The 26,784-nt window shown below is 66.5% G+C and carries 26 protein-coding genes and 4 tRNA genes; 13 read left to right on the forward strand and 17 right to left on the reverse strand.

The window, feature by feature from the left end; all coding sequences use genetic code 11:
- Positions 1 to 325: 325 nt before the first annotated feature.
- Both rpoZ and FHR04_RS09175 read right to left on the reverse strand, forming a co-directional pair.
- Entirely contained in the window at positions 326 to 625 is a 300-nt protein-coding gene (rpoZ, locus tag FHR04_RS09170) for a DNA-directed RNA polymerase subunit omega (protein ID WP_039681510.1), read from the reverse strand.
- Positions 626 to 797: 172 nt separating this feature from the next.
- Positions 798 to 1,523 (reverse strand): 50S ribosomal protein L25/general stress protein Ctc, encoded by a 726-nt coding sequence (locus FHR04_RS09175; protein ID WP_139402661.1) that lies wholly within the window; start codon positions 1,521 to 1,523, stop codon positions 798 to 800.
- Positions 1,524 to 1,816: 293 nt separating this feature from the next.
- Here FHR04_RS09175 and efp point away from each other — a divergent pair, with 293 nt between their 5' ends.
- From efp to FHR04_RS09205, 6 genes are all read left to right on the forward strand, one after another.
- A complete protein-coding gene (efp, locus tag FHR04_RS09180; protein WP_039681512.1) occupies positions 1,817 to 2,374 on the forward strand; it encodes an elongation factor P in 558 nt (185 codons plus the stop codon).
- An 85-nt stretch (positions 2,375 to 2,459) separates the two neighbouring features.
- Positions 2,460 to 2,981, forward strand: a complete 522-nt coding sequence (locus FHR04_RS09185; protein WP_139402663.1) for an endonuclease V — start codon at positions 2,460 to 2,462, stop codon at positions 2,979 to 2,981.
- Between the two features lie 171 nt (positions 2,982 to 3,152).
- A complete protein-coding gene (gene dnaK, locus FHR04_RS09190; RefSeq protein WP_139402665.1) occupies positions 3,153 to 5,060 on the forward strand; it encodes a molecular chaperone DnaK in 1,908 nt (635 codons plus the stop codon).
- A gap of 164 nt (positions 5,061 to 5,224) precedes the next feature.
- The gene (locus tag FHR04_RS09195; protein ID WP_139402756.1) at positions 5,225 to 5,881 is read left to right on the forward strand and encodes a nucleotide exchange factor GrpE; all 657 of its coding nucleotides are present in this window, start codon (positions 5,225 to 5,227) and stop codon (positions 5,879 to 5,881) included.
- Positions 5,882 to 5,952: 71 nt separating this feature from the next.
- A complete protein-coding gene (locus FHR04_RS09200) occupies positions 5,953 to 6,180 on the forward strand; it encodes a VF530 family protein (protein ID WP_039681516.1) in 228 nt (75 codons plus the stop codon).
- Positions 6,181 to 6,283: 103 nt separating this feature from the next.
- On the forward strand, positions 6,284 to 7,216 hold the full coding sequence (locus FHR04_RS09205) for a DnaJ C-terminal domain-containing protein (protein WP_039681517.1): 933 nt from the start codon (positions 6,284 to 6,286) through the stop codon (positions 7,214 to 7,216).
- Positions 7,217 to 7,281: 65 nt separating this feature from the next.
- Here FHR04_RS09205 and FHR04_RS09210 read toward each other — a convergent pair whose 3' ends face one another.
- The 6 genes from FHR04_RS09210 to mqnP all read right to left on the reverse strand — a co-directional run bounded on the left by FHR04_RS09210 (position 7,282) and on the right by mqnP (position 12,138).
- Entirely contained in the window at positions 7,282 to 8,859 is a 1,578-nt protein-coding gene (locus FHR04_RS09210; protein ID WP_139402757.1) for a sensor histidine kinase, read from the reverse strand.
- 164 nt (positions 8,860 to 9,023) lie between these two features.
- On the reverse strand, positions 9,024 to 9,701 hold the full coding sequence (locus FHR04_RS09215) for a response regulator transcription factor (RefSeq protein ID WP_010887388.1): 678 nt from the start codon (positions 9,699 to 9,701) through the stop codon (positions 9,024 to 9,026).
- A gap of 45 nt (positions 9,702 to 9,746) precedes the next feature.
- Positions 9,747 to 10,346, reverse strand: a complete 600-nt coding sequence (locus FHR04_RS09220) for an adenylate/guanylate cyclase domain-containing protein (RefSeq protein ID WP_052195127.1) — start codon at positions 10,344 to 10,346, stop codon at positions 9,747 to 9,749.
- Positions 10,347 to 10,463: 117 nt separating this feature from the next.
- Entirely contained in the window at positions 10,464 to 10,895 is a 432-nt protein-coding gene (locus tag FHR04_RS09225) for a hypothetical protein (RefSeq protein WP_139402667.1), read from the reverse strand.
- Positions 10,896 to 10,966: 71 nt separating this feature from the next.
- Entirely contained in the window at positions 10,967 to 11,272 is a 306-nt protein-coding gene (locus tag FHR04_RS09230; RefSeq protein WP_139402668.1) for a hypothetical protein, read from the reverse strand.
- Positions 11,254 to 12,138: a menaquinone biosynthesis prenyltransferase MqnP gene (gene mqnP / locus FHR04_RS09235; protein WP_139402670.1), complete on the reverse strand. Its 885-nt coding sequence runs from the start codon at positions 12,136 to 12,138 to the stop codon at positions 11,254 to 11,256. The genes FHR04_RS09230 and mqnP overlap by 19 nt, the downstream gene beginning before the upstream one ends.
- 93 nt (positions 12,139 to 12,231) lie before the next feature.
- Here mqnP and FHR04_RS09240 point away from each other — a divergent pair.
- The 3 genes from FHR04_RS09240 to FHR04_RS09250 all read left to right on the forward strand — a co-directional run bounded on the left by FHR04_RS09240 (position 12,232) and on the right by FHR04_RS09250 (position 12,544).
- Positions 12,232 to 12,308: transfer RNA gene (locus FHR04_RS09240), tRNA-Pro, on the forward strand.
- Between the two features lie 36 nt (positions 12,309 to 12,344).
- A tRNA-Gly gene (locus FHR04_RS09245) sits at positions 12,345 to 12,418 on the forward strand.
- 49 nt (positions 12,419 to 12,467) lie between these two features.
- A tRNA-Arg gene (locus FHR04_RS09250) sits at positions 12,468 to 12,544 on the forward strand.
- A gap of 316 nt (positions 12,545 to 12,860) precedes the next feature.
- On the opposite strand, the gene FHR04_RS09255 is transcribed toward FHR04_RS09250, so the two are convergent.
- The 9 genes from FHR04_RS09255 to FHR04_RS09295 all read right to left on the reverse strand — a co-directional run bounded on the left by FHR04_RS09255 (position 12,861) and on the right by FHR04_RS09295 (position 23,475).
- A complete protein-coding gene (locus FHR04_RS09255) occupies positions 12,861 to 13,406 on the reverse strand; it encodes a DUF488 domain-containing protein (RefSeq protein ID WP_139402672.1) in 546 nt (181 codons plus the stop codon).
- A gap of 443 nt (positions 13,407 to 13,849) precedes the next feature.
- Positions 13,850 to 14,683, reverse strand: coding sequence for a GGDEF domain-containing protein (locus FHR04_RS09260; protein ID WP_183944774.1), 834 nt, complete (start codon positions 14,681 to 14,683; stop codon positions 13,850 to 13,852).
- A gap of 616 nt (positions 14,684 to 15,299) precedes the next feature.
- A complete protein-coding gene (locus tag FHR04_RS09265; RefSeq protein ID WP_139402676.1) occupies positions 15,300 to 16,700 on the reverse strand; it encodes an alkaline phosphatase family protein in 1,401 nt (466 codons plus the stop codon).
- Position 16,701: 1 nt separating this feature from the next.
- A complete protein-coding gene (locus tag FHR04_RS09270; protein ID WP_139402678.1) occupies positions 16,702 to 17,580 on the reverse strand; it encodes a UbiA family prenyltransferase in 879 nt (292 codons plus the stop codon).
- The gene (gene eboE / locus FHR04_RS09275) at positions 17,570 to 18,769 is read right to left on the reverse strand and encodes a metabolite traffic protein EboE (RefSeq protein ID WP_249039053.1); all 1,200 of its coding nucleotides are present in this window, start codon (positions 18,767 to 18,769) and stop codon (positions 17,570 to 17,572) included. Before eboE ends, FHR04_RS09270 begins: the two co-directional genes overlap by 11 nt.
- Position 18,770: 1 nt before the next feature.
- Positions 18,771 to 19,601: a TatD family hydrolase gene (locus tag FHR04_RS09280; RefSeq protein ID WP_139402680.1), complete on the reverse strand. Its 831-nt coding sequence runs from the start codon at positions 19,599 to 19,601 to the stop codon at positions 18,771 to 18,773.
- Entirely contained in the window at positions 19,598 to 19,936 is a 339-nt protein-coding gene (locus FHR04_RS09285) for a hypothetical protein (protein WP_081994740.1), read from the reverse strand. The genes FHR04_RS09280 and FHR04_RS09285 overlap by 4 nt, the downstream gene beginning before the upstream one ends.
- Positions 19,933 to 21,210: a 3-dehydroquinate synthase gene (locus FHR04_RS09290; RefSeq protein WP_139402682.1), complete on the reverse strand. Its 1,278-nt coding sequence runs from the start codon at positions 21,208 to 21,210 to the stop codon at positions 19,933 to 19,935. The genes FHR04_RS09285 and FHR04_RS09290 overlap by 4 nt, the downstream gene beginning before the upstream one ends.
- A gap of 312 nt (positions 21,211 to 21,522) precedes the next feature.
- Positions 21,523 to 23,475 carry a peptidylprolyl isomerase gene (locus FHR04_RS09295; protein ID WP_139402684.1) on the reverse strand — a complete coding sequence of 651 codons (1,953 nt, stop codon included), beginning with the start codon at positions 23,473 to 23,475 and terminating at the stop codon, positions 21,523 to 21,525.
- 46 nt (positions 23,476 to 23,521) lie between these two features.
- Between FHR04_RS09295 and FHR04_RS09300 the strand changes: the two genes are divergently transcribed.
- The 4 genes from FHR04_RS09300 to FHR04_RS09315 all read left to right on the forward strand — a co-directional run bounded on the left by FHR04_RS09300 (position 23,522) and on the right by FHR04_RS09315 (position 26,766).
- Positions 23,522 to 23,598: transfer RNA gene (locus FHR04_RS09300), tRNA-Arg, on the forward strand.
- Between the two features lie 238 nt (positions 23,599 to 23,836).
- Complete coding sequence (locus FHR04_RS09305) at positions 23,837 to 24,877, forward strand: SIS domain-containing protein (protein WP_139402686.1); 1,041 nt, start codon at positions 23,837 to 23,839, stop codon at positions 24,875 to 24,877.
- Positions 24,878 to 24,956: 79 nt separating this feature from the next.
- Positions 24,957 to 25,718, forward strand: a complete 762-nt coding sequence (locus FHR04_RS09310) for a metallophosphoesterase family protein (RefSeq protein WP_139402688.1) — start codon at positions 24,957 to 24,959, stop codon at positions 25,716 to 25,718.
- Positions 25,719 to 25,842: 124 nt separating this feature from the next.
- The gene (locus tag FHR04_RS09315; RefSeq protein WP_139402690.1) at positions 25,843 to 26,766 is read left to right on the forward strand and encodes a DNA polymerase III; all 924 of its coding nucleotides are present in this window, start codon (positions 25,843 to 25,845) and stop codon (positions 26,764 to 26,766) included.
- Positions 26,767 to 26,784 lie beyond the last annotated feature (18 nt).

The raw sequence follows: 26,784 nt of genomic DNA on the forward strand, positions 1-26,784 counted from the left end.
CGCGAATTGTCAAATCTATGCGGCGGGGCGAAAAACGTCCTACTGCACGTCATCTTCTTTGCCAGCGGCTTGAACTTCTTGCATAATCTCCACCACTCGTCCTGGCTCGGCAAATGCACCTTTCAAGCAATAAAAAATCCGCCTCAATCGGCGGTGTTGATAAAAACTATAGCGCCCTATTCAGGGGCTGTCAAATCCATGCGGGCGGCGGCAGAAAATCCGCTGTAGGACGACATATTCTAGTCACCCTTGACTATGAAACCTGCATAGGCAATAGAAAGCGGCGGATAGGGCCTATCCCCATCCGCCGCCGTCCCGCACTACCTTACTCGCGCTCGCGTTCACGCTCGGCGTTCAACTGGGCCTGGAGCTGGGCCTGACGCTGGCGCACGTAGTCCTGGTGAAAGCGGGTCTCGTCCATCAGATCAGTGCCCACGGTCAGTTGACCGGTGGCGAGTTCGCGCATGGCCTGCGTCACCAGATTGCGGGTGCGCACGCGCTGCTCGACGGGCAGCACGCTGGGTGCGCCGGAGCGCAGCTGCAGGGCGCGCTTGGCCGTCACCACGCTCAAGCGGTACTTGCTGTCGGTCATCGAGAGCAACTTGTCAATGTCTTTTTCCGCCATAGTGTTTAAACCTCCAGTTTGGGGCTGGGCCGCCAGCCGCTTCAACCCCTCAGCTTAACCCCTGGATGGGAGCAAGAGAGAAAGTCAGCTCTCAAAAGCCGGCCAGACTCGAGCGCCGCGAAGGCCGGAAGCCTCCACTGCTGGAAACCCCGGCCTGAACGGTTGAGACGGCTTAGGACTGTTCTTCGCTGCTGGCGGTGTCGCCGGCTTCGGCGGTATCGCCCGCTTCGTCCGTAGTCTCGGCTTTGGCCTCTTCCAGGGTGGCCTCGCCTTCCAGCACGGCGGCGGCGGCTTCCTCGGTCAGCTCGCCAGACGCCACCAGACCCGCCACCTGGGCGGCCTGGGTTTCGGCTTCGGCTTCCTCGGCGCTCAGGCGCGGCGGCAGGACGCTCACCACGACCTGATCCTCGTCCACATTCAGCTTGACGCCCTCGGGCAGCGTGATCTGTCCGGCGGTGACGTGATCACCGATCTGCAGCTTGCTCACGTCCACGACCAGTTCCTGGGGAATGCGGCGCGGGCCGGGGGCGATGATGGCGAGGTTGTGAACCACGGTGTCGAGCAGGCCGCCCATGATCTCGCCCTGGCTCTTGCCCTTGGTGTGGACCGGCACGGAGACCTCAATGGCCTCGCCGTAGGTCACCATGTAGAAGTCCACATGAATCGGCACACGGCGGCGCTTGTCCATCTGCACGGTCTTGACCAGAGCGGGAAAGGTTTCCTGGCCTTCGACGGTGATGTCGTACAGGCCGGTGGTGCTGGTCTGGCGGAAGGCCCGGTCAAAGGTCTTGCGGTCCAGGGCAAAGGACACGTTGTTTTCCTTGTTGTAGGCAACGGCGGGGATCATACCTTCGGCCAGTTTTTCCTGGCTCTTGCGGGGCTTTGCGTTCAGTTCCATGTGCGTCTACTCTCCTTGGCGCGTTCCGTCTTCTGCTCCCCGCCGCACATCGGCCGTTTGCAGCAGGGCAGCAGGCCGGGGGCGGGGGTGAACGGGCAACCCTGGCAGCATAGCAAACCCGGACAGGGCAGGGGAAGGGTCACTCGCATGGTTTGGCGCGATTCTGCTAAACTGGCGGGCGGCACCGAGCGGCTCCCACCTTGAAGCGCAGCGCAAGGCCGAGGCGGCCCCGGTTGGCACAGCGTCTGCAGCGGGTCTTACCGATCCCCCGCAGACCTTCTAAGGAGCGAAAGATGATCAGCGTAACCGAACTGAGAAACGGCACCAAGGTGGAAATGGACGGCGGACTGTGGGAGTGCCTGGACTACTCGCACCTGAAGATGGGACGCGGCGGCGCGAAGGTGGTCACCAAGTTCCGCAACATGGAATCCGGCAGCATCGTCGACCGCACCTTCAACAGCACCGAAAAGCTGCAGGACATCTACGTGGAAGGCAAGACCATGCAGTACCTGTACAAGGACGGCAACGACTACATGTTCATGGACATGGAGACCTTCGAGCAGGTCACGCTGCCTCCCACCCTGGTGGGCGACGCCTCCAAATTCATGAAGGAGAACACCGAAGTCGAGGTGGCGATGTACGGCGACAAGGCCCTGAGCATCACGCTGCCCAACCAGGTGATCCTGAAGATCGTGGAAACCGATCCCGGCCTGCGCGGCGACACCGCCTCGGGCGGCACCAAGCCCGCCAAGCTGGAAACCGGCGCGACCGTGCAGGTGCCCCTCTTCGTGGAGCAGGACACCGACGTGAAGGTGGACACCCGCACCGGCCAATACCTCAGCCGCGCGTAAGGGATGACTCTGAAGCTGCCTCCGCCTGCGGGTGGGGGCGGCTTTTTTGTTGATGGGTGACGGTTGATGGAGAAAGGAGGGACGGGTGCTGATCTGTACGGATGTGGACTACCGCCCGGACGGCACGGCGCGGGCGGCAGGAGTGATGTTCCGCGAGTGGACGGACGCCACGCCAACGCATGAACTCGTCGTCTCGGTTGCGGAGGTAGAGCCGTACCAGCCCGGAGCGTTCTATCGGCGGGAGTTGCCGTGCCTGCTGGCCCTGCTGGAGCAGGCGGCTCAACTCCATCCCCTGGACGCTGTGATGATTGACGGCTACGTCACCCTGGACGCGTGCGGACGCGCTGGCCTGGGGCTTTACCTGTTCGAGGCCTTGCCCCGCGTTTTACCTGTGGCCGTGCCCGTCATCGGCGTGGCAAAGACGGCCTTTCAGGGATCAGGGCACGCAGTGGCCGTGACGCGCGGAGACAGCCTGACCCCGTTGTTCATCACGGCGGTGGGCCTGGACGTGGCCGAGGCAGCGGGGCACGTGGTGCAGATGGCCGGGCCTTATCGTCTGCCCACGCTGCTCAAGCGGGCCGATGCCCTGTGTCGTCGCGCCCCATAAACCTTGACTGGGACGTAGTTTGCCCGCGAGATCCCTTCAGTCTTCCTTAAACTTGAGCGTATGGCACTCAAGTCTATTGACTCTAATGAAGTGTAGCGTTATGCTGTTCCAAGTTTCAGAACTGTTGCCCGTGTGGCGGCAGAATCCTACTTACCTAAGGAGTCAAAACACATGGCTAAAGCTGTTGGGATCGACCTGGGCACCACCAATTCCGTTATTTCTGTCATGGAGGGCGGACGGCCCGAAGTGATCGTGAACTCTGAGGGCGCGCGCACCACGCCGTCCGTCGTGGCGTACAAGGGCGACGAGCGTCTGGTGGGGCAGATTGCCCGCCGTCAGGCCGCGCTGAACCCCGCCGCCACCCTGTTCGAGGTCAAGCGCTTCATTGGCCGCCGCTGGGACGAGGTCAAGGAAGAGGCCGACCGCAGCCCCTTCAACGTCAAGGAAGGCGAGGGCGGCTCCGTTCGCATTGAGGTGAACGGCAAGGACTACGCCCCTGAGCAGGTCAGCGCCGAGGTGCTGCGTAAGCTGGTGGCCGACGCCAGCGCCAAGCTGGGCCAGAAGATCACCGACGCCGTGATCACCGTGCCCGCGTACTTCGACAACTCGCAGCGCGAGGCCACCAAGCAGGCCGGGGAAATCGCGGGCCTGAACGTGCTGCGCGTGATCAACGAACCCACCGCCGCCGCGCTGGCCTACGGCCTGGAGCGCAAGGGCAACGAGACCGTGCTGGTCTTCGACCTGGGGGGCGGCACTTTCGACGTGACCATCCTGGAGCTGGGCGACGGCGTGTTCGAGGTCAAATCCACCGCTGGGGACACCCACCTGGGCGGCGCAGACTTCGACCACCGCATCGTGGACTGGCTGGCCGACGAGTTCAACAAGGAACACAACTTTGACCTGCGCAAGGACAAGCAGGCGCTGCAGCGTCTGATCGAGGCCGCCGAGAAGGCCAAGATCGAGCTGTCCAATGCGTCCGAAACCTCCATCAGCCTGCCATTCATCACCTTTGATCCCGAAACGCGCACCCCGATGCACCTGGAGCGCACGCTGACGCGCGCCAAGTTCGAGGAACTGACCGCCGACCTGCTGCGCCGCGTGCGCCAGCCCGTCGAGCAGGCCCTCAAGGACGCCAAGCTGGACGCCAGCAAGATCGACGAGGTGATTCTGGTGGGCGGCAGCACCCGCACCCCCGCCGTCAAGCGCATCGTGCAGGAGCTGATCGGCAAGACCCCCAACGAGTCCGTGAACCCCGATGAGGCTGTGGCCCTCGGCGCGGCGGTGCAGGCCGGCATCATCCAGGGCGACTCTAGCCTGGGCGACATCGTGCTGGTGGACGTGACCCCGCTGACGCTGGGCGTAGAGGTCAAGGGCGGCATGATCGCGCCGATGATCACCCGCAACACCACCGTTCCGGCCAAGAAGACCGAGATCTACACCACCGCCGAGAACAACCAGCCGGGCGTGGAGATCAACGTGTTGCAGGGCGAGCGCCCGATGGCGAACGACAACAAGAGCCTGGGCCGCTTCAAGCTGGAAGGCATTCCCCCCATGCCCGCCGGACGCCCGCAGATCGAGGTGACGTTCGACATCGACGCTAACGGCATCCTGCATGTGACCGCCAAGGAAAAGAACAGCGGCAAGGAAGCCAGCATCCGCATCGAGAACACCACCACCCTCGACAAGAGCGACGTGGAGAAGATGGTCAAGGAAGCCGAGGAGAACGCCGTGGCCGACAAGCAGCGCCGCGAGAAGGTGGAGAAGCGCAACAACCTCGACAGCCTGCGCGTTCAGGCGCTGGGCCAGATTGAGGAGAACGCCTCGGCCCCGCAGGACGCCAAGGACAAGCTGAAGGCCGCCGCCGACAGCGCCGAGGAAGCCGTCCGCAGCGACGACGACACCCAGATTGCCGACGCCCAGAAGCGGCTGGAAGAGGAACTGCGCGAGTTCATGACCGCCAACCAGAACGCGGCGCAGGCCGGGGGCCAGCCCGAGGGTCAGGACGGTGGCGTGAACATCGGCAAGGAGAAGGCCGAGGACGACGACGTGATCGACGCGGATTTCAAGCCCGCGCCCTAACGTCCACCCCGCACAGTCTCGATCAGGGAGAGGACGGCCCACCCGGCCTCCTCTCCCTCTTTCTTTGAACCTTGACAGCACTCCACCGCCAGCAAAGTCCCTATGTAAGTCACTATGCTGGTGCGATGTTCAGAAGGCGAGGTAATTCCGTGACCGACAACGATATGAAAAACGGCAAGCCCAACCCGGACGCCGAGACCGACACCACCGAGAATCTGAAATTCACCCCCGCTCAGGGCGATAAGCCCACCCTCGACGCGGACGGCGAGATCGTGGACGCCGAACTGCTGGACGAGGACGGGGAGGACGCCGACTTCGCGGGCTTTCCCGGCATGGACGAGGGCATGATGGCCCAGGTGCAGGAAATGATGGGCAAGCTCGAGCGCGTGGACGAGCTGGAAAAGGAAAACGCGGATCTGAAATTCAAGCTGGGCCGTCTGGCCGCCGACTTCGACGGCTACCGCACCCGCACCGGGCAGGATCTGGACACCGCCGAGGACAAGGGTGTCTCGAAGGCTGCCGAGCAGTTGATGCCCGTCTACGACGATCTGGAACGCGCGCTGACCATGGGATCGGAAGACCCCGCCAAGCTGATTCCCGGCGTGAAGGCCGTGCAGAACAAGGTGCTGACCATCTTCTCCAAGCTGGGCCTGGAAGTGACCGGGCAGGAGGGCGAGCACTTCGATCCCCAGTGGCACGAGGCGCTTCAGGTGGTTCCCGGCGATGAGGACGACAAGATCGTGCAGGTGTTTCAGGCAGGCTTCCGCATGGGTGACCGACTGGTGCGCCCGGCGCGCGTGGTTGTGAGCCGCAAGGGGTGATGGTTGATAGAGGACGGTTGATGGAACAAGACGAGCAGATGCCAGAGCCACAGCAGGAGGTTCCATCACCCATGAACCATCAACCCTCAACGTCCTCTGATCCCCTCCACGGCGTCACGTTGCAACTCATGCTGGAGCGCCTGCACGACGCCTACGGCTGGGACGGACTGGCCCGCCGCGTGCCGATCAATTGCTTTTCTTCCAACCCCAGCATCCAGAGCAGCCTGAAATTCCTGCGCCGCACGCCGTGGGCGCGGGCGAAGGTGGAGGGGCTGTACCTGGAACTGGTCAGTGTCTAAGGGTCTGAGAGTCGAAGGGTCTAAGGGCTGAAGAACCAAAACCCTGACTCGTTACCTGCCTCTTTTCTTATACCCTTGACCCTTAGACAACGCCGGAGGCGTCATGGCATACAAAGACTATTACGACGTGCTGGGCGTCTCCCGTGGGGCGTCCGATGCGGACATCAAGGCGGCCTACCGCAAGGCGGCCAAGACGTACCATCCCGACAAGAACGCCGGCGACGAGAAGGCCGCAGAGCGTTTCAAGGAGATCGGCGAGGCGTACGCCGTCCTCAATGACCCGGAAAAGCGCAAGGTCTATGACCAGTTCGGGCACACCGGGCAGGTGCCGCCGGGCTATGGCGATAGCGGCGGCTTTCAGGGCGGCGATATGGGTGGCTTCGATCCGGGGCAGTTCAGCGACTTCTTCCAGGGTCTGTTCGGTCAGGCGGCGCGGGGCCGGGCTGGAGCCGGAGGAATGGGCGGCATGGGCGGCGGCTTTCCCGGCGGACAGCAGGTGAACCTCGAAGACCTGCTGGGCGGTCTGGGCGGCGCGGGGCAGGGGAGGCGCTTCGTGCAGAACGTGGAGGGCGAGTTGCAGGTCACGCTGGCCGAAGCCTTTGCGGGCAGCGACGAGGTCATCAACGTGGACGGCAAGCGCCTGAGCCTGCGTGTCCCGGCGGGCACCCGCGACGGCGCACGGCTGCGGCTGGCCGGGCAGGGGCCGGGGGGCGGCGACGTGCTGCTGACCATCCGCGTGCTGGAAGACGCCCGCTTCGATCTGGACGGCGATCACCTGACCACCACCGCTGACGTGCCCGCTCCGGTGGCGGCGCTGGGCGGCGACATCAGCGTGCAGACCCTGAGCGGGCGCGGCAACCTCAGCATTCCCCCCGGCAGCAGCGGGGGCCGCCGCATGCGCCTGCGTGGACAGGGCTGGCCCAAGAAGGACGGCAGCAGGGGAGATCTGTACGTGCGCCTGAACGTGACTGTGCCCGCCGCGCCCAGCGACGAGGAAAAGGAACTGTACCGCAGGCTGCGGGACTTGCAGAAGTAGGAATTCTCAAAACCGGGCTGGGGAAGCAGAGCAATCTGCCTCCCCAGCCCCCTTATGTGCCCCCGTTACGGCACGTCGTCGTCGTCCAGCACCGGCACGTCGCCCACCGGCAGTTGAACATGCGCCACTGTTCCCTTGCCCACCTCGCTTTCCAGCCAGATGCGGCCCTCGTGTGCCTCGACGATGCCGCGCGCGATGCTCAGGCCCAGGCCCGCGCCGCCCACGTCGCGGCTGCGGCTGTCTTCCAGGCGGTAGAAGCGGTCGAACAGGCGGTCGAGCTGATCGGCGGGAATGCCGGGCCCGTCGTCGCTCACGCTCAGGCGAACCTCAGTGCCGTCTTGCTCCGGCTGGCTGCTCAGGGTGATGGTCCGCGCGCCGGCCTTGAGGGCGTTGCTGACCAGATTGATCAGAACCTGCTTGAGGCGGTCCGCGTCCCCCTCGAACGTCACCTCCTGCCCCGCCACCGTCAGGGCCGTGCGCTGAGCCTGGGCCAGCGGCATCAGCTCGCGGGCAATCTCGGTCAGGAACAGGCCGGACAGGATCGGGTCGCGGGCCATCACCAGCGCGCCGCTGTCCGAGCGGGCCAGTTGCAGCAGGCTGGCGATCAGGTTGGTCAGGCGTTCGGACTCGCTGCGAATGATCTTGAGGCTCTCTTTTTGCTGCTCGTCCGGACTGGTGCGGCGCAGCAGGTAGCTGGCGTGGCCGCTGATGGCGGTGACGGGGGTCCGCAATTCGTGGCTGGCGTCGCTGGTAAAGCGCCGCTGGGCCTCGAAACTGTCTTCCAGGCGGGCCAGCATGTTGTTCAGCGCCCCCGCCAACGCCTGGACCTCGTCCCCGGTCTCAGGTTCCGGCACACGCTCGGTCAGGTTCTGGCCGCCAATTCCCTCGGCGGCGCGCTGCACCAGCCCCAGCGGCTGCAGCGCCCGTCCGGCCAGCAGGTAAGCCCCCACCCCCGCCGTGACCAGCCCGGCCAGGAACAGCAGCAGAATCACGTTGCGCAGGTCGGCCAGCGTGCGCTGGATATCGTCCAGGCTGCGGCCCACGTACACGATGGTCAGCGTGTCGTTGCTGCCCGGCAACCCCAGCGGCGACGGTTGAAGCGTCAGGGGGGCCAGCCGCACCAGCACACGCATGGGGGTGGGCCGGTCCTGGTAGGCCTCGTTTACGTCCTGATCGATCAGCAGCTGGCCACCCGGCGAACGGATCAATTCGGCCAATTGCTTGTCGGACAGCTGAATAGGAGAGTCCCGGTCAATGCCTGCAGATTCCCGGTACGTGAGCCGCACGGAATTCAGGGTGGCGAAAAAGTCCTGGCGGTTCGGACCCTCGGCGTTGTTCTCCAGCGACTGAAACAGGCTGGCCTGGCTGTAGAACGGCAATTGCTCAAGCTGAAGGGCGTAGTTGGGGAACTGATAGCGCACACTTCTCTGGTCACCAGCCGAATCCCGGTTGATGTCGTTGGAGGGCGTCAGGCTCAATGAAGGCAGCAACTGCACGAATCGTCCATAGGTGTTGCTCAGGTCGCGGTTGACACTCGTGATCAGGTTGTTGCGCATGATCACCAGCGTGGTCACGGCCACCGTGGTCAGCAGGACAGCCAGCAGCGCCGTGTAGAACAGGGTCAGCCGCCAGCGCAGGGTCATACGGCGCCCGGCGGGCCGTGGCCTGGGTGCCCCCGATGCCCCGGTCTTTCTGGTGGCCCCGGCAAGCTGGCGTGGCAACAAACGGACCCTCACGCCCGGCAGTGTAGCGGTCCAGGGTGAGGGTCAGGGTGATGGGCCTCAGACGAGGGGTGGGAGGGACGCTGCTACTCCTCGCGCAGCACGTAGCCGACGCCGCGCACGGTGTGGATCAGCCGACGCTCGCCGCCCTCTTCCAGCTTGCGGCGCAGGTAGCCGATGTACACGTCCACCACGTTGCTGCCCCCGGTGTATTCGGGCCAGACCTTTTCCTCGATCTCGAAGCGCGAGAAGACCTTCCCGGGATTGCGGGCCAGCAGTTCCAGCAATTCGAATTCCTTGGCCGACAGTTCCACCCGCCGTCCCCCCCGGAAGATCTCGCGGCCGTCAAGGTTCATGACCAGATCGGCCACGCGGACCTCACCGGTCACTGCTGGGTTGACGCGGCGCAGGTGGGCGCGCACGCGGGCCAGCAGTTCCTCGATGGAAAAGGGCTTGATCAGGTAGTCGTCTGCTCCCGAATCCAGCCCCTCGACCTTGTCCTGAATGCCGTCCTTGGCGGTTAAAATGATGATCGGGGTGTTGCTGGTCTTGCGGATGCGGCGCGCTACTTCCAGACCGTCCAGCACGGGCAGCATCAGGTCAAGAATGACCAGATCAGGATTGACTTCGCGGAATTTGGACAGGCCGGTCACGCCGTCGAAGGCCACCTCGGTGGCGTAGCCCTCGGCGGCCAGCTCCAGCTCAATAAAGCGGGCAATGTCTTTCTCATCCTCAATGACGAGGACCAATGGCTTACGTTCCATAGGGTCAGTCTAGGGAGCGTTCTCATGAGAAGACGCGAGGGGTGCTTAATCGACTTTCATCCGGGTCTGAAGGTAGGACGGGTCAGGCCAGGTCAGCCGATTGACCTGACAGGCCGGGCCAAACCCCCGCAGTGTCAGCGGTTCGCGCGGCTGCGCCACCAGCTCCGGACCAAGCTGCGCGGCTGTTGCGGCGCAGGTCAGGGTCTCGCCGGAGTGGGCCGCGTCGCACAGGCGCCGGGCGTAATTGACCGGCAGTCCGTAGGCACTGGGCTGTCCGCCCACCAAGCCGACAATCACTTCCCCCAGCGCCACGCCGGCCCTCAAGCGCAACTCCGCTCCTAACAGGCCGGCCAGACCCAGCCGCGCGGCACGGTCATGCGCCTCCAGCGCCACCCGGCAGGCGTCGTCTGCCTGCTGCGCGGGCCAGTAGCCCAGCACCGCGTCGCCCTGATGCTGCAAGACGGTGCCGCCGCGTGCCTCGAAGCTCAGGATCATCACCTGCACGAATTCGGTCATCAGCGCCATGTAATGGGGCAGCGGCAGCGACTGCGCCAGCACGGTGCTGCCCGTCAGGTCCACCAGCACGACGCAGACCGGTGTGGCCATGAGCGGCTCGGCAGATAGGGGCAACAGCAAATCAGGCATGGGAACCGCTCTATTCTGAACCTTCTGCACGGAAAATGAAAGCTGTATGTGCGTCAGCTTCAGGACATTCAGGGTTTTGTATCCTGCTGGTCTAGACAGGCTGCCGTTCAGGAGGCTTTACGGCACGATGAAGCCGTGCAGTGGGGGCAGCGTTCTGAACACCACGTGCTGACCGACAGCCACTGGGGGCAGGCCTTCAAAACAGGCCAGCACCAGCGGCAGCCGGGCCTGAACCACCCACACCTGGCCCACCACATGCGTGACCTGCCCGCAGCCTTCCAGCGCCGAGACGCCCTGCACGCTCAGGGTCTCGCCGCGCTCGGGCGAGACCAGCTGCACCGAGCCCGCTTGCAGAACGCCGTGCACCACCACCCGCGCGTGTCCAGGCTGCGCCGCGTAGGGGCCGCTGCGGTCGAACAGGTACAGCACCCGCCCCCCGGCCACGAATTCCAGCAGTGGGCTGCCCTCGGGCTGCGGGTAGAGCAGGCCGTGCGCGGCGTGTGGGGCGAAACGCGCCGCGAAATCCCGGTCAGAGCTTTCCAGCGTCAACGCGGTTCCCGGTTCAGATGGTGGTCCCAGCGCGGGGACCGGGGGGACGCGGCGGAGATCATGCGCGAATTCTAGCGGACGGGCCGCCGCTTCAGCTCCAGCCGTTCTTCCAGCCAGCCCAGGGTGGGGCGCGGCGCCTCCCGGTCCAGCCGGTCCAGCAGGGTGTCGGCCCGTTCCAGCGCGAAGGTGCCTTCCACCTCACGCAGCACGTGGATCAGGACCAGACCGTGCAGCCGCTCCAGCACCGCCCAGGCCCGGCTGTCCGGCGGGTGAAGGTCACGGGCGCGGGCCAGCCGGGTCAGGGCCAGTCGCTCGTCGCCGTCCGCAAACGCCTCCGCGGCCTCTAAAGGAACGAGGTTCAGGTCAGGGTACGCCACGTCACGTCCACGATCACGCCGGCCAGCATGGTCAGCGCCAGCCACATGTTGGCGTCAAAAAAGGCCACGTTGACCCGTCCCAAATCGTCTGGATTGACGATGCGGTGTTCGTAGAGCAGGATCGCGCCCATCGCCACGGCGGCCAGGTAGTACCAGCCACTGGCCCCGGCCACCACGCCCACCAGCAGCAGCAGCGCGAAGGTCAGCGCGTGGCTGGCGGCGGCCATCTTCAGGGCGCGCGGAATGCCGAAGCGTGCGGGAATGCTTTTGATGCCGTGCTTGACGTCGAAATCCCGGTCCAGCGTGGCGTAGATCACGTCCAGGCCGATCATCCAGAAGATCACCACGGCCCACAACACCCAGGCGGTGGGCGCAAAGTGACCGGTCACGGCGACGTAGCCTCCCGCCGCCGCCGCGCCGTCCGTGATGCCCAGCCAGACGTGGCACAGCCAGGTGAACCGTTTGGTGTACGGGTAACCGATCAGAAACACCACCGCCAGCGGCAGCAGCGCCAGGCACAGCGGGTTCAGCTGCGCCGCCGCGAAAGCCATGACGACGAGGCTGACCACCACCAGCCCCCAGGCCTGGGCCGGACTGACCTTGCCTGCGGGCACCTCGCGGCCCGCCGTCCGCGGATTGCGGGCGTCGATGGCGCGGTCGATCACGCGGTTGGCCCCCATCGCCGCCGTGCGGGCCGCCGCCATTGCCACCGTGACCCAGACCACCACGCCCAGGCCGGGCCAGCCGGTACCGTTTTGCGTCATGCTCGCCAGCAACATCCCTGCGTACGCAAAGGGCAGAGCAAATACGGTGTGCTCGAATTTCACCAGATCCAGATAGGTTTTCAGACGCGGGGCCACGCTCATGCTGGGGGCAGCATACGCCCAACGGCTGAGCCGCGCCTTGCGGACGCGACATTTGCCAGTAATTTTGCTATAGTGCCGCCTGCGCGTGAATGTCGAGGCGTAGCGCAGGCTGGTAGCGCACTTGGTTTGGGACCAAGGGGTCGCTGGTTCGAATCCAGTCGCCTCGACCAGATTTCCCCGTTTCCCAGCGGGGGCACGCGCAACGGGCGAGATTGGTGTAGTGGTAGCACAGCAGCCTTCCAAGCTTCTGGCCTCGGTTCGAATCCGTGATCTCGCTCCACACCCTGTCAAGGCTCCCCCCGTGGGAGCTTTTGCCCTTTCACAGACACGCACCCTTAGCTCAGTTGGATAGAGCAACCGCCTTCTAAGCGGTCGGTCAATGGTTCGAGTCCATTAGGGTGCACCACAAAGAGGAGGCCGTCCAGAACGGCAAGCGAAGAGGCCTGCAGTGTGCGCCCCTTCGCCTTTTTATCTTTTGCGTTCTCTCCGCGCGCTGGAATGAGGCGCTCAAAACGATGCGGAGGCGTGCAGGCTCCTCGCCCTCCGGCCTGATCAGGCGCAGTCCCGATGAAAGTGATTGTCTGGCCTGCCAGCGACCGGACACTTTTCTCCTCGACGCAATGCGCGGTAGTGTCCAAGTCCCCTGGTGAATCTAGAAAATACCTCTGTCCAGGTTGAGCCGGGGCCGCGTCACGCACTGGCAGGCTCGGGCTGGATCTGACCTACGGTTCCCCTGACGGAGCAGGATAGATCACGGTTCTGGCCGTCTCGACCACAGCGCCCTTGTTGAGCTGGGCAGGCTCAACCTGGTCTCTTCCCATCAGGTGAAAGACAGCCTCGTCGCGGGCCAGCAGATGGTCACTGATCATGCGTCGGTGGCATCGCCACCACACCGCTTCCGAGCACATCACGGCGGTGTTGCGCTCGCGCCCCAGCATAATCAACTGCTCGAGGCCAGCGCGAAATTCGTCGGAGAGCGCGTAATCCGCGTAGTTGTGAAAACTCTGGTTCTCCCACATCCCGTTGATGTCCGGGGGCACAGTTGTGGATTTTGGCCGTCGTCCGCCGAGCTTGGGGATAGGTTCGTAGGCAATCCCGAACGCTCCCAGATCGGTGCCAAGCGTCGCCTCGTCGTACTGTGGGTTGGTGCGTGACCTGCGGATCAGGCGGACGTCCACGATCCGTTCCACTTCGCCCGCACGCAGCAGTTCCACGAACTCCTCGAGAGTCCGCGTGGAGTGCCCCACCGTGTAAAAGGGCCGGTTCATGCCCAGGCTCCATTGGCTAGATGCAGGCAACCGCCATGCTGTGCCGGGGTACAGCGTGCCTTGCCTGTGCTGATTCCTCCCCGCAAATCGCTGCTGGTAGGGCGGCGCGACTGGCACTGGCGCCCAGGATCACGGGTATGGACGGTGCTGATCTTCGCGTCGACGTTCCCCACTTTCAGGATCAGGGTGACATTCTCCACGTTCTTCAGGGCCTCTGGCATTCCCGCCTCCTTCACACTTCAATATCGCCCTTTCTAACGTTGTTGAGCTGAATTTGGGCGAATGTCGACTTCACAAACCAGTGATGCAGCGCCAGAGGACCGCCTGCGGTGACAATCAGCAAAGAGACCTGCAGGCGATACGGAGAGCGATTAAGCGGCTCGCTACAACTCGCCCAGAAGCAGCAGCCAACCGAAACGCTGCCGGAACGCACGGCAGTGGCCTTATCCGTTCTCGGTGTTCAGAATCCCGGACGGCGGGGGAGCAGGCCAGCTCATCTGCAAAGTCAGGACTTCGGGATGTGGGGCGTGTCCCTCAAGGTGCGGCAGAAGGGGGGCCGTTCTCGTTCCACGACGCTCCAGCTTCTGCCGCATCAACTGGGCGTCGGCCTGCTCCAACAGGTCGCATAGGCTCTGATCGTTGCGGGGAGCGCCGGACAGGCCGTAGGAGAAGCCCCGGACTTCCAGACCGGATTGCGCTGCCGAATGCCGGAATAGGGTCTGGAGGCCCCTCAACCGCGTGGGCTCCAGCGTTTCGGCACTCAGGAGCACGAATTCGTCGCCGCCCAGCCGGTAGGCCCGCGCGTTCCAGAGGCGGGCGTTGGCGCGCAGAAGCTCGGCCAGGGTCACCAGCACCGCGTCGCCCGCCGCGTGGCCGTGCGCGTCGTTGACAGCCTTGAAATCGTCCACATCCAGCAGTGCCAGCCCCACGTTTCCAGGGTGGGCTGCCAGGTCCAGCCGCAGTGACCGGAGGGTGTCCAGTCCGGTCAGGGGATCCTGATAGTCGTCTTGCACGTTCTCGATGAGGCCCAGTCGGCTGTGATCCGGCAGGGTACACAGGTAGACCCGGCACAGGGGCTGATCGCGGCCACACCCGGCCAGGCGCAGCGTGTGGCTGCCGTCGGCCCAGGCATAGAATTCAGGCAGGTTGGCCAGCGCGTAGGCGTGCAGGAACGCCCGGTTGGGGCTGGGCGGGGGCAGCGGCTGGGCGGGCGAGGGGGCGGCCCAGCTCAGGGCAGGAAGAGGCAGATATTCGAAGGTGGAGTCATGCATGGACATGAACGGCTCTCCTCTGGGACAAAAGCGTCTGATGGTTCCAGCCTGCCAGACGCGGCGTCGGCACACCATGAACAGCCAGTCTCCAGCGCGATGAATTGGCAGATGGAAGCCGGCTACGGTTGAGCTGGAGTGGAGACGCCGCCCCAGAGACCGACGCTATCCGCACCGAGTCTGGCTGCCGGGCAACACCCCGCCGTTCACCGTAAGGGATGCACCATGATCAGGCCATGATCGCCGCGACGCCCGCTATTCCAGGGTTGCTCGCGATCGGCCAGTACAGGAGTAATGGGGTGTCGGCCGACCACCTGTGGTCCCTGAATCCACAGTGCATGACGGCGGTCCTGGGAGCGAGAAGAGCCCTCAAACACAGCCCACCCCGCCGTTGCATCGGCGAGGTGTGGCCATTCCAGATCGGATGGCAGAACGCACTTGAGTGAGGTGGTGTTCTGCGGTCTTTCAGAAGGACGGGCCTTCTTCGGCCCCCATCCTTCTCGGCTTCAGCGGCGGGGCCGCCGGCTGCACCTTGCTGAAGGATGGCCGATGTTCAAGGCTGGCGCCTTCAGGGGTGACAGCACCGCCGCCTGCCTCCCGAAGGCAACGTAATCCCGTGGCCGGTTCAGGCGGGCAGCATCTCCCGGACGCCCAGATGCGCCAGGATCGCCGGGTACACATCGGTGGCCTCCAGGGGCCGGTCTGGCAGCAGGTCGCCGCGCGAGGTGATCAGCAGCGGGCCGGCGGTGGGGTCCTCACCTATCCGCCCGTGGGTGCCCCGCACCAGCGCGGCGTCGAAGCCGATGATGTTCAGCAGGTAGCGGAAGCCCAGCTTTTTCTTGAGCAGCGCCACGCCCGCGTTGAGTTTCGCCGGGCTGTGCGGGTCCATGAACAGTTCCACGGGGTCGTAGCCGGGCTTGCGGTGGATGTCGACAGTGCGGGCGTAATCCGGCGCCGCGGCGTCGTTCAGCCAGTAGTAATACGTGAACCACGCGCCCGGCTCGGCCACCACCACGAAGTCCCCGGCGCGGTCATGGTCCAGATGATGGCGGGCTCGGCCCTCACCCTCCAGCACCTCGGCCACGCCGGGCAACGCGTGAAGCAGCGCGCGCACCTCGTCCAGGCGGCTGGCATCGTTAACGTACACGTGTGCCACCTGATGATCGGCCACCGCAAATGCGGCGCTCGCGCCCGCGTCGAGCAGTTCGCGCCCGACTTCACGGCGCACGCTGATCAGTCCGGCCTCGCGCAGCGCGCGGTTGATGTGCACGGGCCGCCACGCCCGCTCGATGCCGTACTCGGACACGACCATGACCTGCACGCCCCGGCGCTCGTAATGGTCGATCAGATCGCCGGCCACCCGGTCAATCTCCGCGAGCTGCGTGCTCAGGGCGGCGGGGTCCGGACCGTGCTGCTGCAGACCGTAGTCGAGGTGTGGCAGGTACACCAGATTCAGTGTCGGCTCGTAGCGCTCGTCGATGTGCTTGGCGGCCTCGGCCAGCCACGCGCTGGAGGTGATGTTGGCGTTGGGACCCCAGTAGCTGAACAGCGGGAAGGTGCCCAGTTTGGTCTGCAGCTCGTCGCGCAGGTCCTGCGGCTGGGTGTAGCAGTCGGGCAGCTTGCGGCCGTCGGCCGGGTACATGGGCCGCGGCGTGACGGTGTAGTCCGCGCCGGAGTACATGTTGTACCACCAGCCGATGTTGGCGACGGTGGCACTGGGATCATGGGCGCGCAGGGCGTCCCACAGCTTGGGGCTCTGGATCAGGTGGTTGGACTGTCGCCAGAACTTGATCTCGCGCTCGTCCTTGAAAAACCAGCCGTTGCCGACGATGCCGTGGGTGGACGGCCACTCGCCGGTCAGGTAGGTGGCCTGCACCGAGCAGGTCACGGCGGGCAGCATGGGGGCCACCGAAGTGACCTGCCCGCGTCCCGCGAAGGCCCGCAGGCGGGGCAGGTGGTCCAGCAGATCAGGCGTCAGGCCGACGATGTCGATCACGGCCAGACGGGGGGAATTTGTTGGGGTCATGTCAGGTTCCTTTGATGTGTTGCTGCCACCACAGGGTCAGCAGAAAAGCGGCGTAGGCGACGGGCAGCCATGCCCACGCCCCGGCGGCGGCCAGCACAGTGGCGTCGAGCAGGCACATGCCCGCGATCATCTTGCCCACCGACGCGCCGATGTTGCGGTGGGGACCATACACGAAGCCCAGGCTGTGGACCGTCCACGCGGCCAGCACCAGCGCCGCGAGCCACACCGGCCACGCGAAGCCGCCCAGCAGGGCGTAGGCGACCGGGGCGACGACCAGCGCCACCGGCCAGTAACGCGCGGCCCAGCCCTGCGGCTTCTGCGGGCGGCCCTCGGTCTTGGCGACGTAGGTCAGCCCCGCGGTGTACGCAGCCAGCAACAGCGCCCAGACGATCACCCCCACACCAGGTGTGGCAGTCACGGCCAGCGCCGCCGTCAGGTACACCAGGGCGCGGGTGGCGCCCATCACCACCGGGCTTAGCGGATTGGTCTTGTGCCAGACGTCGTACAGCACGATCAGGGCGGCCAGCACCACGCCGCCCAGCGGGGCGCGGCCCCCGGCCAGCAGCAGCAGCGCGAAGCCCGCCGCGAACAGCAGGCCCGTGACCGCCCACGCCTCGGCCGGCGCAATCAGGCCCGACGGCAGCGGGCGCTCAGGCCGCTCGCGGCGGTCGATCTCCAGGTCGAGCAGGTCGTTGAGGTACATGCCCGCCGTGTAGAACAGCGTCATGCCCAGTGCCGCAGGCAGCGCCTGACCCCCGCTGCCGCCGACCAGGGCCGCCCCGGCCAGCGCGTTGGTCACCACCGTGGGCGAGTTCGAGATGCGGGCCAGCGACAGGTGCCCGCGCAGGCGGCCCGGCTGCCGCGCGGCGCTAGAGGACATCGCGCACCCACTCCAGCTCACGCGCGATGGACTCGCCCAGCGGCCGCTTGAGTTCGGGGGGCAGCACGTCCCAGGTGTAGGTCTCGACCTCCAGGTGCCGCCCGGCCAGTTCCGGACGCAGCAGGTCAAGCGTGCCCAGTAGCGCCGCCTGCGTGGAGCCGAAAGCCCCGGCCTGTTCCAGAAACACCGGCACGTGAAAATGCACGCGCCACTCGGTCACGTCGGGGTGGTGAATGTCGGCCAGCGCGGGTGGCAGGTCCGGGTACTGCTTCAAACTACCGTCCCGCGTGCGCGCCACCACCTGATGCAGGTAGGTGCCCTCCGCGAAGGGGGCCAGGGCCGCCGCCAGCGCTTCGCGCTCCTGAGCGTCGTCCGGCAGCGGCAGCCGCAGCGCGGAGCTGAGCTGAATTTTCCCGATCTGCATGCCCGCGTCGCGGTACAGCGCCAGCGCCCCCGCCGGGTCCTCGTACATCACGGCCACGTGGCACACGTCGAAGCACGCCTGGAAATGGTCACGCAGGTGGGCGCGGGCGCGTTCCTCGTCCGTTCCAAGCCGCTCCGCGAGCAGCCGCGCGCCGCGTCTCAGCAGATGGTCCTGGTAAAAGGCCGCCAGGTCCGCGCTGCGTTGCAGCAGGCCGTCCGGCTCGGGTTCCATGTCCAGATGGATGAAGACGCCGCTGGCCTCGCGCAGCCGCACCAGCGCCTCGATGACCTGAATCACGTTTTCGGTCAGTACGGCCCAGGTCTGCGGGTCCTCGGCGTCTACCCACGCGGCGTAGCTCAGCGGGCTGGTGCTGATGCTGCCCTCCTGGCCCTCCGGCAGCAGGGCCGCCAGGATGTCCACCAGCCGCAGGGTGTACGCCACGCGCTCCGGGTCGCGCCAGTCCGGGGCGTGGACCTGCGCCTTGACCGCCTGTCCGTGGAAGGGACCGTAAGGAAAGCCGTTCAGGGTAAACACGTACAGCCCGCGTTCGTCCAGAAAGGCGCGGAAGTCGGCCAGGGCCGTGCCGCGCAGCAGTTCCGCGCTCTCCTCGCCGGACAGGCGCAGGCCCACGCCGAAGGGCTTATCTGGCGAGAACTGCGCCCGCAGCGGCACCGTGTACTCGTCCAGGCTGCGCCGCACGCCGTCCATGCCGCTGGCCGGGTGAATGTTGGTGCAGTACGTCAGGTGGGCGCCGTGAACGAGCACCCTATCGCCCGGCCAGGGCCGTCTCGCGCTGGGGGGGCACGAACTTCGGCGACTGGCCCAGGAAACGCTGCGGATTGTCCAGCACGATCTTGCGGATGGTGGCCTCGTCGTGGCCGCGGCGGCGGGCCTCGAAGATGAATTCCGGCACCGCCAGCGGCTGGCTGGGGCCCCAGTCACAGGCCGAGGCCACGATCAGGCGCTCGGAGCCGTACAGCTCGATCATGTCGATGGCCCGCGCCGGCGAGGCCTTGGTCTTGGGATACAGGGTGATGCCGGTCCAGAAGCCGTGGCTCAGGATCAGTTCGGCGGTGTGTTCCTCGGCGTGGTCGATCATCACGCGGCCCGGCTCGATGCGGGTGTCGGCGGCCAGGGCCTCGACCATCACGCGGGTGCCCTTGTACTTGTCTTCCAGGTGCGGCGTGTGGATGTGGATGAGCTGGTGATGCTCCAATGCCAGTTCCACGTGATCGAGAAAGGTCGCCATCTCGTTGCGGGTCACGCGGTTCAGGCCGATCTCGCCGATGCCCAGCACGGTGGGGCGCTGCAGGAATTCGGGGATGATCTTCAGCACCTGCCGGGTCAGCTCGCGGTCCTCGCCCTCCTTGGGATTCAGGCACAGCCACGCGTAGTGCGCGATGCCGTACTCGCGTGCACGGGCCGGCTCGAAGGTGGTCAGGTGATCGAAGTAGTCGGCGAAAGCCTCCGGCCCCAGCCGGTCCCGCCCGGACCAGAAGGCGGGTTCGGTCACGGCCAGGCAGCCGCTCAGGGCCATGGCGTGGTAGTCGTCGGTGGTGCGCGAAACCATGTGGGCGTGCATGTCGATGTAGTTCACTGTTCGGCCTCGCTGTCCAGGGAATGGGGACCCTCGCCCCGCTGCGGCGCGCCGTAGGCGCTCTGCGAGTCGCGCAGATCCAGCAGCGTCAGGTCCTGATCGCTCAGGCGCATCTGAGCGCGCATCACGCGGCCCGGCTCCGGTGAGACCAGTTCGTGCAGCGCGCCGCGCAGGGCCCCCAGGCGAAAATCTTCAGCCGCATCTGCCGCGCCCTGGGCACGTTCCAGCCGGTCCAGAAAGGCGGCGATGGCCAGCAGGTGGGCGCGGTGCTCCATAAACGACAGGTCCAGCAGTTGCGCCTGGGTCAGCAGGCAGGTTTCGGCGTGGGCGTTCACAGGACTCCTTGGGTGTGGGGGGAGGAGAGCGGAAGGCTGGAGGCCTGGGCCTGCACGTCCTCCAGCAGGGCGATGGCGCGGCGCAGGATGTCGTGGTCCATCTCGTGCACCTCGACAGGCTGGCCGATGCCGGTGAGCAGCGGAATGGTCAGGCGTCCGCCCAGGTGTTCGCGGAATTCGTTCAGGCCGCTCAGCACGGACGTCGGGTTCGTGGCGTCCTGCGTGCCGGACCCCAGTTCGGGCACAGACACCGCCAGTTTCAGCGTCCGCAGCACGTCCAGGATGCGTCGCCAATCGGCCTCAGGCAGCAGGCCGCTCAGCGCCGCGTAGGTGCAGTCCAGCGCGATGCCCACGGCGACGGCCTCGCCGTGGCGCAGCTCATAGTTGCTGAGGCTCTCGAGCTTGTGCGCCGCCCAGTGCCCGAAATCCAGCGGGCGCGACGAGCCGCGCTCGAAGGGATCGCCGCTGCGGGCGATGTGCTCCAGATGCAGCTCTGCGCAGCGGTACACGGCGTGGTCCATGGCCTCCTGGTCCCGCGCGGCCAGGGCCACGGCATTCGCCTCCAGCCACTCGAAAAAGGCCGCGTCCTTGAGCAGCGCCACTTTCAGGGCCTCGCTCAGGCCGCCCAGCCAGTCGCGGTCCTCCAGTGTGGTCAGGAAGGATCGGTCGTTCAGCACCGCGTGCGGCGGGGCAAAGGTGCCCAGCCAGTTCTTCTTGCCGAAGGCATTGACGCTGTTCTTGACACCCACCGCCGAATCATTCTGCGACAGCACGGTGGTCGGCACACGCACCAGCCGCACACCCCGGTGCGCCGTCGCCGCCGCGTAGCCCACCATATCCAGCACCGCGCCGCCACCCACCGCGATCACGTAGGCGTGCCGGTCAATGCCGTGCGCGTTGATCGCTTCGTGGATGCGTCCAACGACGTCCGGGTCACTCTTGCAGCGCTCCCCACCCGGCACGGTCAGCGGTGGCGCCACCAATGTCAGGTCCAGTTGTGCGGCGAAGTAGGCCTGGATCTGGCCTTCCAGCCCAGGAAAGGCCGCCAGCACGCCATCATCCACCACGCACAGCACCCTCGGTGGCTGGCCCCCGGAGGCTTCCGGCCCGGTCAGGATGTCGCGCAGCAGGGTCTGCTGCGGATCGAAGAGGTGCTCGGTGAAATGCACCGGGTAGGTGAAGGTGACGGGCACGACCTGCGTGATCGTCCGGTCCCTGCGGCTCGACCTGCCCAGGCCCGCCGATTCGACGTTGACCGTCTGTGTGTCGATCATGCCCTGAAGCTGCGCTGGGCGGCATAAAAGGAACGCTAACCTGAGCGGCTGATGAGGCCGATGACGGCGAGTCTGTCCTGCATCGTGGTACGCCGCGCCACATCCCCTACGCCTCTGGTTGGGCCGGACCCTGAAGTGCCGCAGGCCTCCGATCAGAACACTGGGAGACCGCCCCTGCAGGGTGGGGAAGGTATGGCAGCGCAGCCTGGAGATCCCCCTATCACCGCCATTGCAGCGTTCACGGTCCATTCCGGGGCCAATCAACGAAAGCAGGCAACCTTTTGACGGGTTGCCTGTTGCAATGGGTGGACCTTAGCGGGTGGCGGGTGCGGGCGTCGCCGGTTCCGCATCGGTGGCCGGAGGCGTCGCGCTGTCCTTGGGCGCGGCGTCGGCAGGGGCACCATCAGCAGGCGTCGCACCGGCAGGCGCGGCAGAATCCGGCGTGCTGGAATCGCTGGCGGGTGCCGTCGGCTTCGGCTCGGCGTCGGCCACCCGCTTGGCCTGGGCCGCCAGCACCTTGTCCAGATTGTCGGTGGGCTTCAGGGCGGCCACCTCCTTGCTCACGAACGCCTGACCGGCCTCGTTCTTCTTGGCCGCCAGCACCTGCGCTTCAATCTGGCCCCGAACGGCGCTCAGCGGCTGGGTCACCGCCGGCTTAAGGTCGGTGACGTACAGCACCGAGTAGCGGTCCCCGACTTTCACCACGTCGCTCAGGCTGCCCTCGCCCGCGTCCTTGAGGGTCTTGGCGCTGAAGACGGCGGCTTCCAGCTCGGGGCTCAGTTTGCTGTCGCCGGCCGTCACGGCGCCGCGTTCGCTGACGGTGGCTCCGGCCTTGCCGGCCGCCGCCGTGAAGTCGCCGTTGCCGTTCCAATCGGTGCGGAAGGCCAGCGCCTGGTTGCGGTCACGGAAGCTGGCCTCGCTGACGGTGGCGCCGGCGGGGGTCTGGAACTGCTCCTTGTTCTGATCGTAGTACGCCTGCAGGTCCGCGTCGGTCACCTTCACGTCACGCGCGCCGTAGGCGGCCAGCCCCTGCACGATGTCCTGGCGGGTGCCGGTCAGGTCCAGCTTCAGCTTGTCGGCAATGGTGGGGGCGGCGTAGGTCTGGATCAGCCCCTGCGTCACTTGCGGCTTGAGGATGCCGTTGACCAGCCCGGCGGCCTGTTCGGGCGGCACCTGTTGCAGCAGCGAGGCGAACTGCTGGTTGCTGACCACGCCTTCCACCACTTCCGAGTACGGGATGTCCTTGCCTGCCACCGTGGCGACGGTGGGGTTCGTGGTCTTCCAGTTGGGATCGACGTACTCGATCTTGGCGTCCTTCTCCAGTCCGGCCAGCCACTGTTCGATGGCCGCGTTTTCCTTCTGGGTCTTCAGCGCGGCCATGATGTCGGTCTTGGCCTCGTCGAAAGGCTTGGGAGCGGGCGGCAGATACTTCTCGACTTTCACGATGTAGAACTTGCCGCCGCTGGGAATCACGTCGGTCAGGCCGCCGTCCGTGAGGGCAAAGGCCGCCGCGCCCACCTCGGCGGGCAGGGCCACCTGGGCCACCGGGCGGGGGGCACCGCTTTCGACGGGACCGAGCGCGCCGCCCCGGTCCTTGAATTCGCTGCTGTTGGCCGAGGCCAGCGCCGCGAAGTCCGCGCCGCCCTTGGCCTGTGCCAGCAGGGCCTTGGCCTTGGCCTCGTCGGCCACCACGATCTGACGGCCCACAATGCGCGCGTCACTCTGGAAGGCTTCGGGGTTCAGGGTGTAGTACAGCTGGGCCTCGGCGTCGGTGGGGGCGGGCACGGCCGCCTTCAGGGCGTCCACCTTGCGCTGCACGGCGATGCTGTCACGAATCTGGGTGCGTGCGGCGGCGTCACTCAGCCCGACGCCCTGTAGGAAATCGGTCCAGGCCTTGTTGTCCTTGAGGCCGCGCTGCTCGCGGATCTTGTCCACCTCGGCGTTCACGTCGGTGCGGCTGACCTTGATGTCCTGCGTGGCCCCGGTGACCAGCGCCTGCTGAATCTGGTTGGCGACCACAACCGTCTTGAAATCGTCGCCCAGCACGCCGGTATCGGTGCTGCTCAGGACCGGGTTGGCGCGGCGGGCCTGATCCAGTTCCTCGGCCGTGATGGTCTGTCCGTTGACCTTCACGGCCGGGGTGCCGGTGGTCTGGCTGCGGTTGAACAGGCCCTCGATGTTGGGGGTGAACTGGTAGGCCATGCCGACCACCAGAAGCAGGGCCAGCACGATCAGCATGACGTTGGTGACTTTCTTTCGGTTCACTTGATCTCCTTAAATAATGGTGCTAGCGTAGCGGATGCCCAGCCGGGCACTCGTAGCTCAGGTGGATAGAGCGTTGGCCTCCGAAGCCAAAGGCCACTGGTTCAAGTCCAGTCGAGTGCACCATTCATGTTCACGGTCCAGCCCAGATGGTCCACTCACGCCACCCTGCGGGGTGGTTTTTTCGTGGACTGGATCCGGACGGACACTTCCAGCCAGCCAGCACGCGCGCAAACACACGCGCAGGAGTCTAGCATGCAAGGTTAAACGGGCGTGAAGCTGGAAAGCCCGTTGTGGCGGCCACTTTTTGCAGTCTTCATGCATCTGGAAGGTGGGCGGCGGCCCTGGCCTGTACGCTGGGGCCATGAGCGATTCCACCTCCGAGACCCATGCCCCGTCCGGCGGCCTGCTGGGCCTGCTGTCGCGCCTGCCGGGCAGCTACGCCGGACCCCAGGCGCCCGAGGCGGCCCCCTACGCGCTGGTCGGCGTGGGCGAGGGCACTCTGGCCGCGCACCTCTTGCAGGCGCTGGCGCTGCCCAGCCTGACCCGCGCCGGCACCCAGTTCGTCCTGGGCAGCCCCGACGCCGCCGCCCTCGCCACCGATTACGCCGATCTGGCCGAGGTGGCCGGGGCCAGCGCCCGCCGCATCGGGACCGGGGGCCGCCCCGAGGAGATTGACGTGCTGGTGCCGGGCGGACCGCTCTCCACCTACCACTTCGCGCAGGCGGTGGCCTACGCCAGCAGTCACGCCGACGAGGCCCGGCAGGCCGACGCCGCCCTGGCCGATCTGGCCGCCCGCTGCGCCCCGAACATCGAGGAGAACAATCCCGCCCGCGACCTGGCCTGGAGCCTGTGGGGCCGCACGCCGCTGCTGCTGGCGGCCCCCGACGCCGACGCCCTGCCGCACGCGTGGCAGCAGCTGCTGGCCCGCACCGGCAAGACGCTGGCCGTGCCGCTGCTGGGGGACCCCTTGCCGCTGGCGAGCGGCGCCTTCGACGCCCGCCACGAGCAGGGCGACGCCAAGGTGGCCCTGATCCTGGGCGACACCGATCCGGCCCTGCTGCTGGCCCGCGAGATTCTGGAGTCGCGCATCGACGAGATCATCCACGTGCCGGCCCCGGACGGCGCGCAGGGCTACCCCGCCGCGCTGGCGCTGTGGTACTTCGGCGCGTGGGTGGCCGCCTACCTGGCCGAGCGCTACGACACCGAACCGGCGGACCCTGCGGTGCTGGCCCGTGCCCAGGCCAGCCTGAGCGGTGAGGGCGGCAGCGAGGCAGGGGGCGATCTGCGCCTGAGTGCGCCGCGCGACGACCTTCGCCGCACCCGTGTGGAGGAAGACGAGCCCGACTGGGCCGACGACGCCGATGACGATCTCGACGACCCGGAGGACCGCGAGGAGGACTGAGCGCGGCGGCTGAAAGACTTTCCTGGAGCGAGTTCACCCAGCGCCCGAGGGGCGACGTGTCTCACGGCGGGGCGCTATCATGCGGAATGTGCGGCTGCTGTTGCTCTCCGACATTCACGCCAACAACACCGCACTCGGGGCGGTGCTGAAGGACGCGTCCTCACGCCGGTACGACACGGTGATTCACCTGGGTGACGCGCTGGGCTACGGTCCCAACCCACGTGAGGTGCTGGACACGCTGCGCGATCTGGACGCCGTGTGCATCATGGGCAACCACGATCAGATGCTGCTGGAATACGTCGACGGCAAGCGGGCCACCCGTGACAGCGTGGTGTCGCTGGCCCTGCGCTGGCAGATCGAGCGGCTCTCGGAGCGCGACATCGCCTGGGTCCGCACCTGGCGTGACGGCATCGATGATCCCGACGTGGGCGCACGCTACCGCCACGGCACCCCGGTCAGCCTGGACGACTACACCGATTCGGTGGCGGCGGCCCGCGAGGCGTTCGGGCAGTGGCAGGGCCGTCTGGGCTTCGTGGGCCACACTCACGTGCCCGCCGTGTACGCCACCCTGAACGCCCCCACCGGCGAGTGGATCAAGGGCCAGCTGTTCCACGACGGCGGCAGCTACATGGTCCCGCCCACCACCCGCGTGATCCTCAACCCCGGCAGCGTGGGCCAGCCGCGCGACGGCAACCCCCGGGCCAGCTACGCCCTCTACGACACGGCCCGCTCCCACTTCGAGGTCTTCCGCGTGGCCTACGACATCCCCCGCGCCCAGGAGGCCTCTCTGGAGGCCGGGCTGCCGCAGGTGCTGGCGGCGCGGCTGGCGGTGGGGAAGTGAGCGGCTGGGACGCGGGACGCGGTTGGCAGGAGGCGGTGAAAAGATCGGGGGGAAGCTGCGTCCAGAATCTTGATCTGTCTTCATCTTTTCCCGCGCACCGCGCACCGCATCCCGCCACCCACCCATGACCCTGCACGCCCCCCTGGTCGAGCAGGCCGACGCTTTTACCGGCAACGCGCTGCTCTTGACCGGCCCGGCGCGGGTGGGCAAGCGGGCGGCGGCGTGGGCCATCGCGGCGGCGCAGAACTGCCAGGGGGCGCGGGGCATGGACGGCGCGGCCTGTGGGGTATGCCGCTCGTGTGCGGCGCTGGCGGCGGGGGCGCACCCGGACGTGCTGCTGGTCGAGCCGCGCGCCACCACCGCTGCGGGCAAGGCGGCGCGGCGCAAGCTGATTCCCATCGGCGCGGTGCTTGAGGGGCGCGACAAGGGGCGCGAGTACGAGACGCACGTCTACGAATTTCTGGAAGTGCGCCCCAGCTTCCAGCGCCGGGTGGTGATCGTGGACGGCGCGGAATACCTGGGGCCGGAGGCCGCCAACGCCCTGCTCAAACTGGTGGAGGAACCCCCGCATCGCGCCCTGTTCCTGTTTCTGGCCGAGGACCGCCGTTCGGTGCTGCCCACCATCGTCAGCCGCAGCGCCCGCCTGGGGGTGGCCCCGCTGGCCGATCACACCCTCGAGTCGGCCCTGCTCCGCGCCGGACACCCGGCCGACGCCGAGCTGATCGCCTTTGCCGCCGGGCGTGCGGGCGTGCTAAACGATCTGGACGGCGTGCGCGCCGCGCTGGAAGACGCCCGCGAGCTGGACAACTCGCTGGGGGTGGGTCTGCTGAGCGCCTTGGAAGCCGCCGAGCGGTTGGAAAAACGCTTCGATCCGGCCTGGCACCCCGAGGCTCTGCGCTTCACCTGGCGCGAACGTCCGGCCTACCAGCGTGCCCGCGCCGACACTGCGCTGGACGCCCTGCAAGGGGCGCTGGAGGCGTACGCCAGCCCCAGCCTCAGCTTCCAGGTCTTCGCCCTGAACGTGCGCGACGCCTTCGGCCTGAGCTGAATGGGGTCCGGGGTTTGG

The organism is Deinococcus radiopugnans ATCC 19172 (assembly GCF_006335125.1).
Classification (GTDB): domain Bacteria; phylum Deinococcota; class Deinococci; order Deinococcales; family Deinococcaceae; genus Deinococcus; species Deinococcus radiopugnans.

Excerpts from the sequence above, each read along its gene's own strand:
- FHR04_RS09205 (WP_039681517.1), top strand. The coding sequence starts at position 6,284 with ATGGCATACAAAGACTATTACGACGTGCTGGGCGTCTCCCGTGGGGCG.
- efp (WP_039681512.1), top strand. The coding sequence starts at position 1,817 with ATGATCAGCGTAACCGAACTGAGAAACGGCACCAAGGTGGAAATGGAC.
- FHR04_RS09255 (WP_139402672.1), bottom strand. The coding sequence starts at position 13,406 with ATGAACCGGCCCTTTTACACGGTGGGGCACTCCACGCGGACTCTCGAG.
- mqnP (WP_139402670.1), bottom strand. The coding sequence starts at position 12,138 with ATGAGCGTGGCCCCGCGTCTGAAAACCTATCTGGATCTGGTGAAATTC.
- FHR04_RS09305 (WP_139402686.1), top strand. The coding sequence starts at position 23,837 with ATGAGCGATTCCACCTCCGAGACCCATGCCCCGTCCGGCGGCCTGCTG.
- dnaK (WP_139402665.1), top strand. The coding sequence starts at position 3,153 with ATGGCTAAAGCTGTTGGGATCGACCTGGGCACCACCAATTCCGTTATT.
- FHR04_RS09260 (WP_183944774.1), bottom strand. The coding sequence starts at position 14,683 with ATGTCCATGCATGACTCCACCTTCGAATATCTGCCTCTTCCTGCCCTG.
- FHR04_RS09220 (WP_052195127.1), bottom strand. The coding sequence starts at position 10,346 with ATGCCTGATTTGCTGTTGCCCCTATCTGCCGAGCCGCTCATGGCCACA.
- FHR04_RS09200 (WP_039681516.1), top strand. The coding sequence starts at position 5,953 with ATGAACCATCAACCCTCAACGTCCTCTGATCCCCTCCACGGCGTCACG.
- FHR04_RS09210 (WP_139402757.1), bottom strand. The coding sequence starts at position 8,859 with ATGACCCTGCGCTGGCGGCTGACCCTGTTCTACACGGCGCTGCTGGCT.
- FHR04_RS09270 (WP_139402678.1), bottom strand. The coding sequence starts at position 17,580 with ATGTCCTCTAGCGCCGCGCGGCAGCCGGGCCGCCTGCGCGGGCACCTG.
- rpoZ (WP_039681510.1), bottom strand. The coding sequence starts at position 625 with ATGGCGGAAAAAGACATTGACAAGTTGCTCTCGATGACCGACAGCAAG.
- FHR04_RS09195 (WP_139402756.1), top strand. The coding sequence starts at position 5,225 with ATGAAAAACGGCAAGCCCAACCCGGACGCCGAGACCGACACCACCGAG.
- FHR04_RS09215 (WP_010887388.1), bottom strand. The coding sequence starts at position 9,701 with ATGGAACGTAAGCCATTGGTCCTCGTCATTGAGGATGAGAAAGACATT.
- FHR04_RS09315 (WP_139402690.1), top strand. The coding sequence starts at position 25,843 with ATGACCCTGCACGCCCCCCTGGTCGAGCAGGCCGACGCTTTTACCGGC.
- FHR04_RS09265 (WP_139402676.1), bottom strand. The coding sequence starts at position 16,700 with ATGACCCCAACAAATTCCCCCCGTCTGGCCGTGATCGACATCGTCGGC.
- FHR04_RS09310 (WP_139402688.1), top strand. The coding sequence starts at position 24,957 with ATGCGGAATGTGCGGCTGCTGTTGCTCTCCGACATTCACGCCAACAAC.
- FHR04_RS09175 (WP_139402661.1), bottom strand. The coding sequence starts at position 1,523 with ATGGAACTGAACGCAAAGCCCCGCAAGAGCCAGGAAAAACTGGCCGAA.
- FHR04_RS09290 (WP_139402682.1), bottom strand. The coding sequence starts at position 21,210 with ATGATCGACACACAGACGGTCAACGTCGAATCGGCGGGCCTGGGCAGG.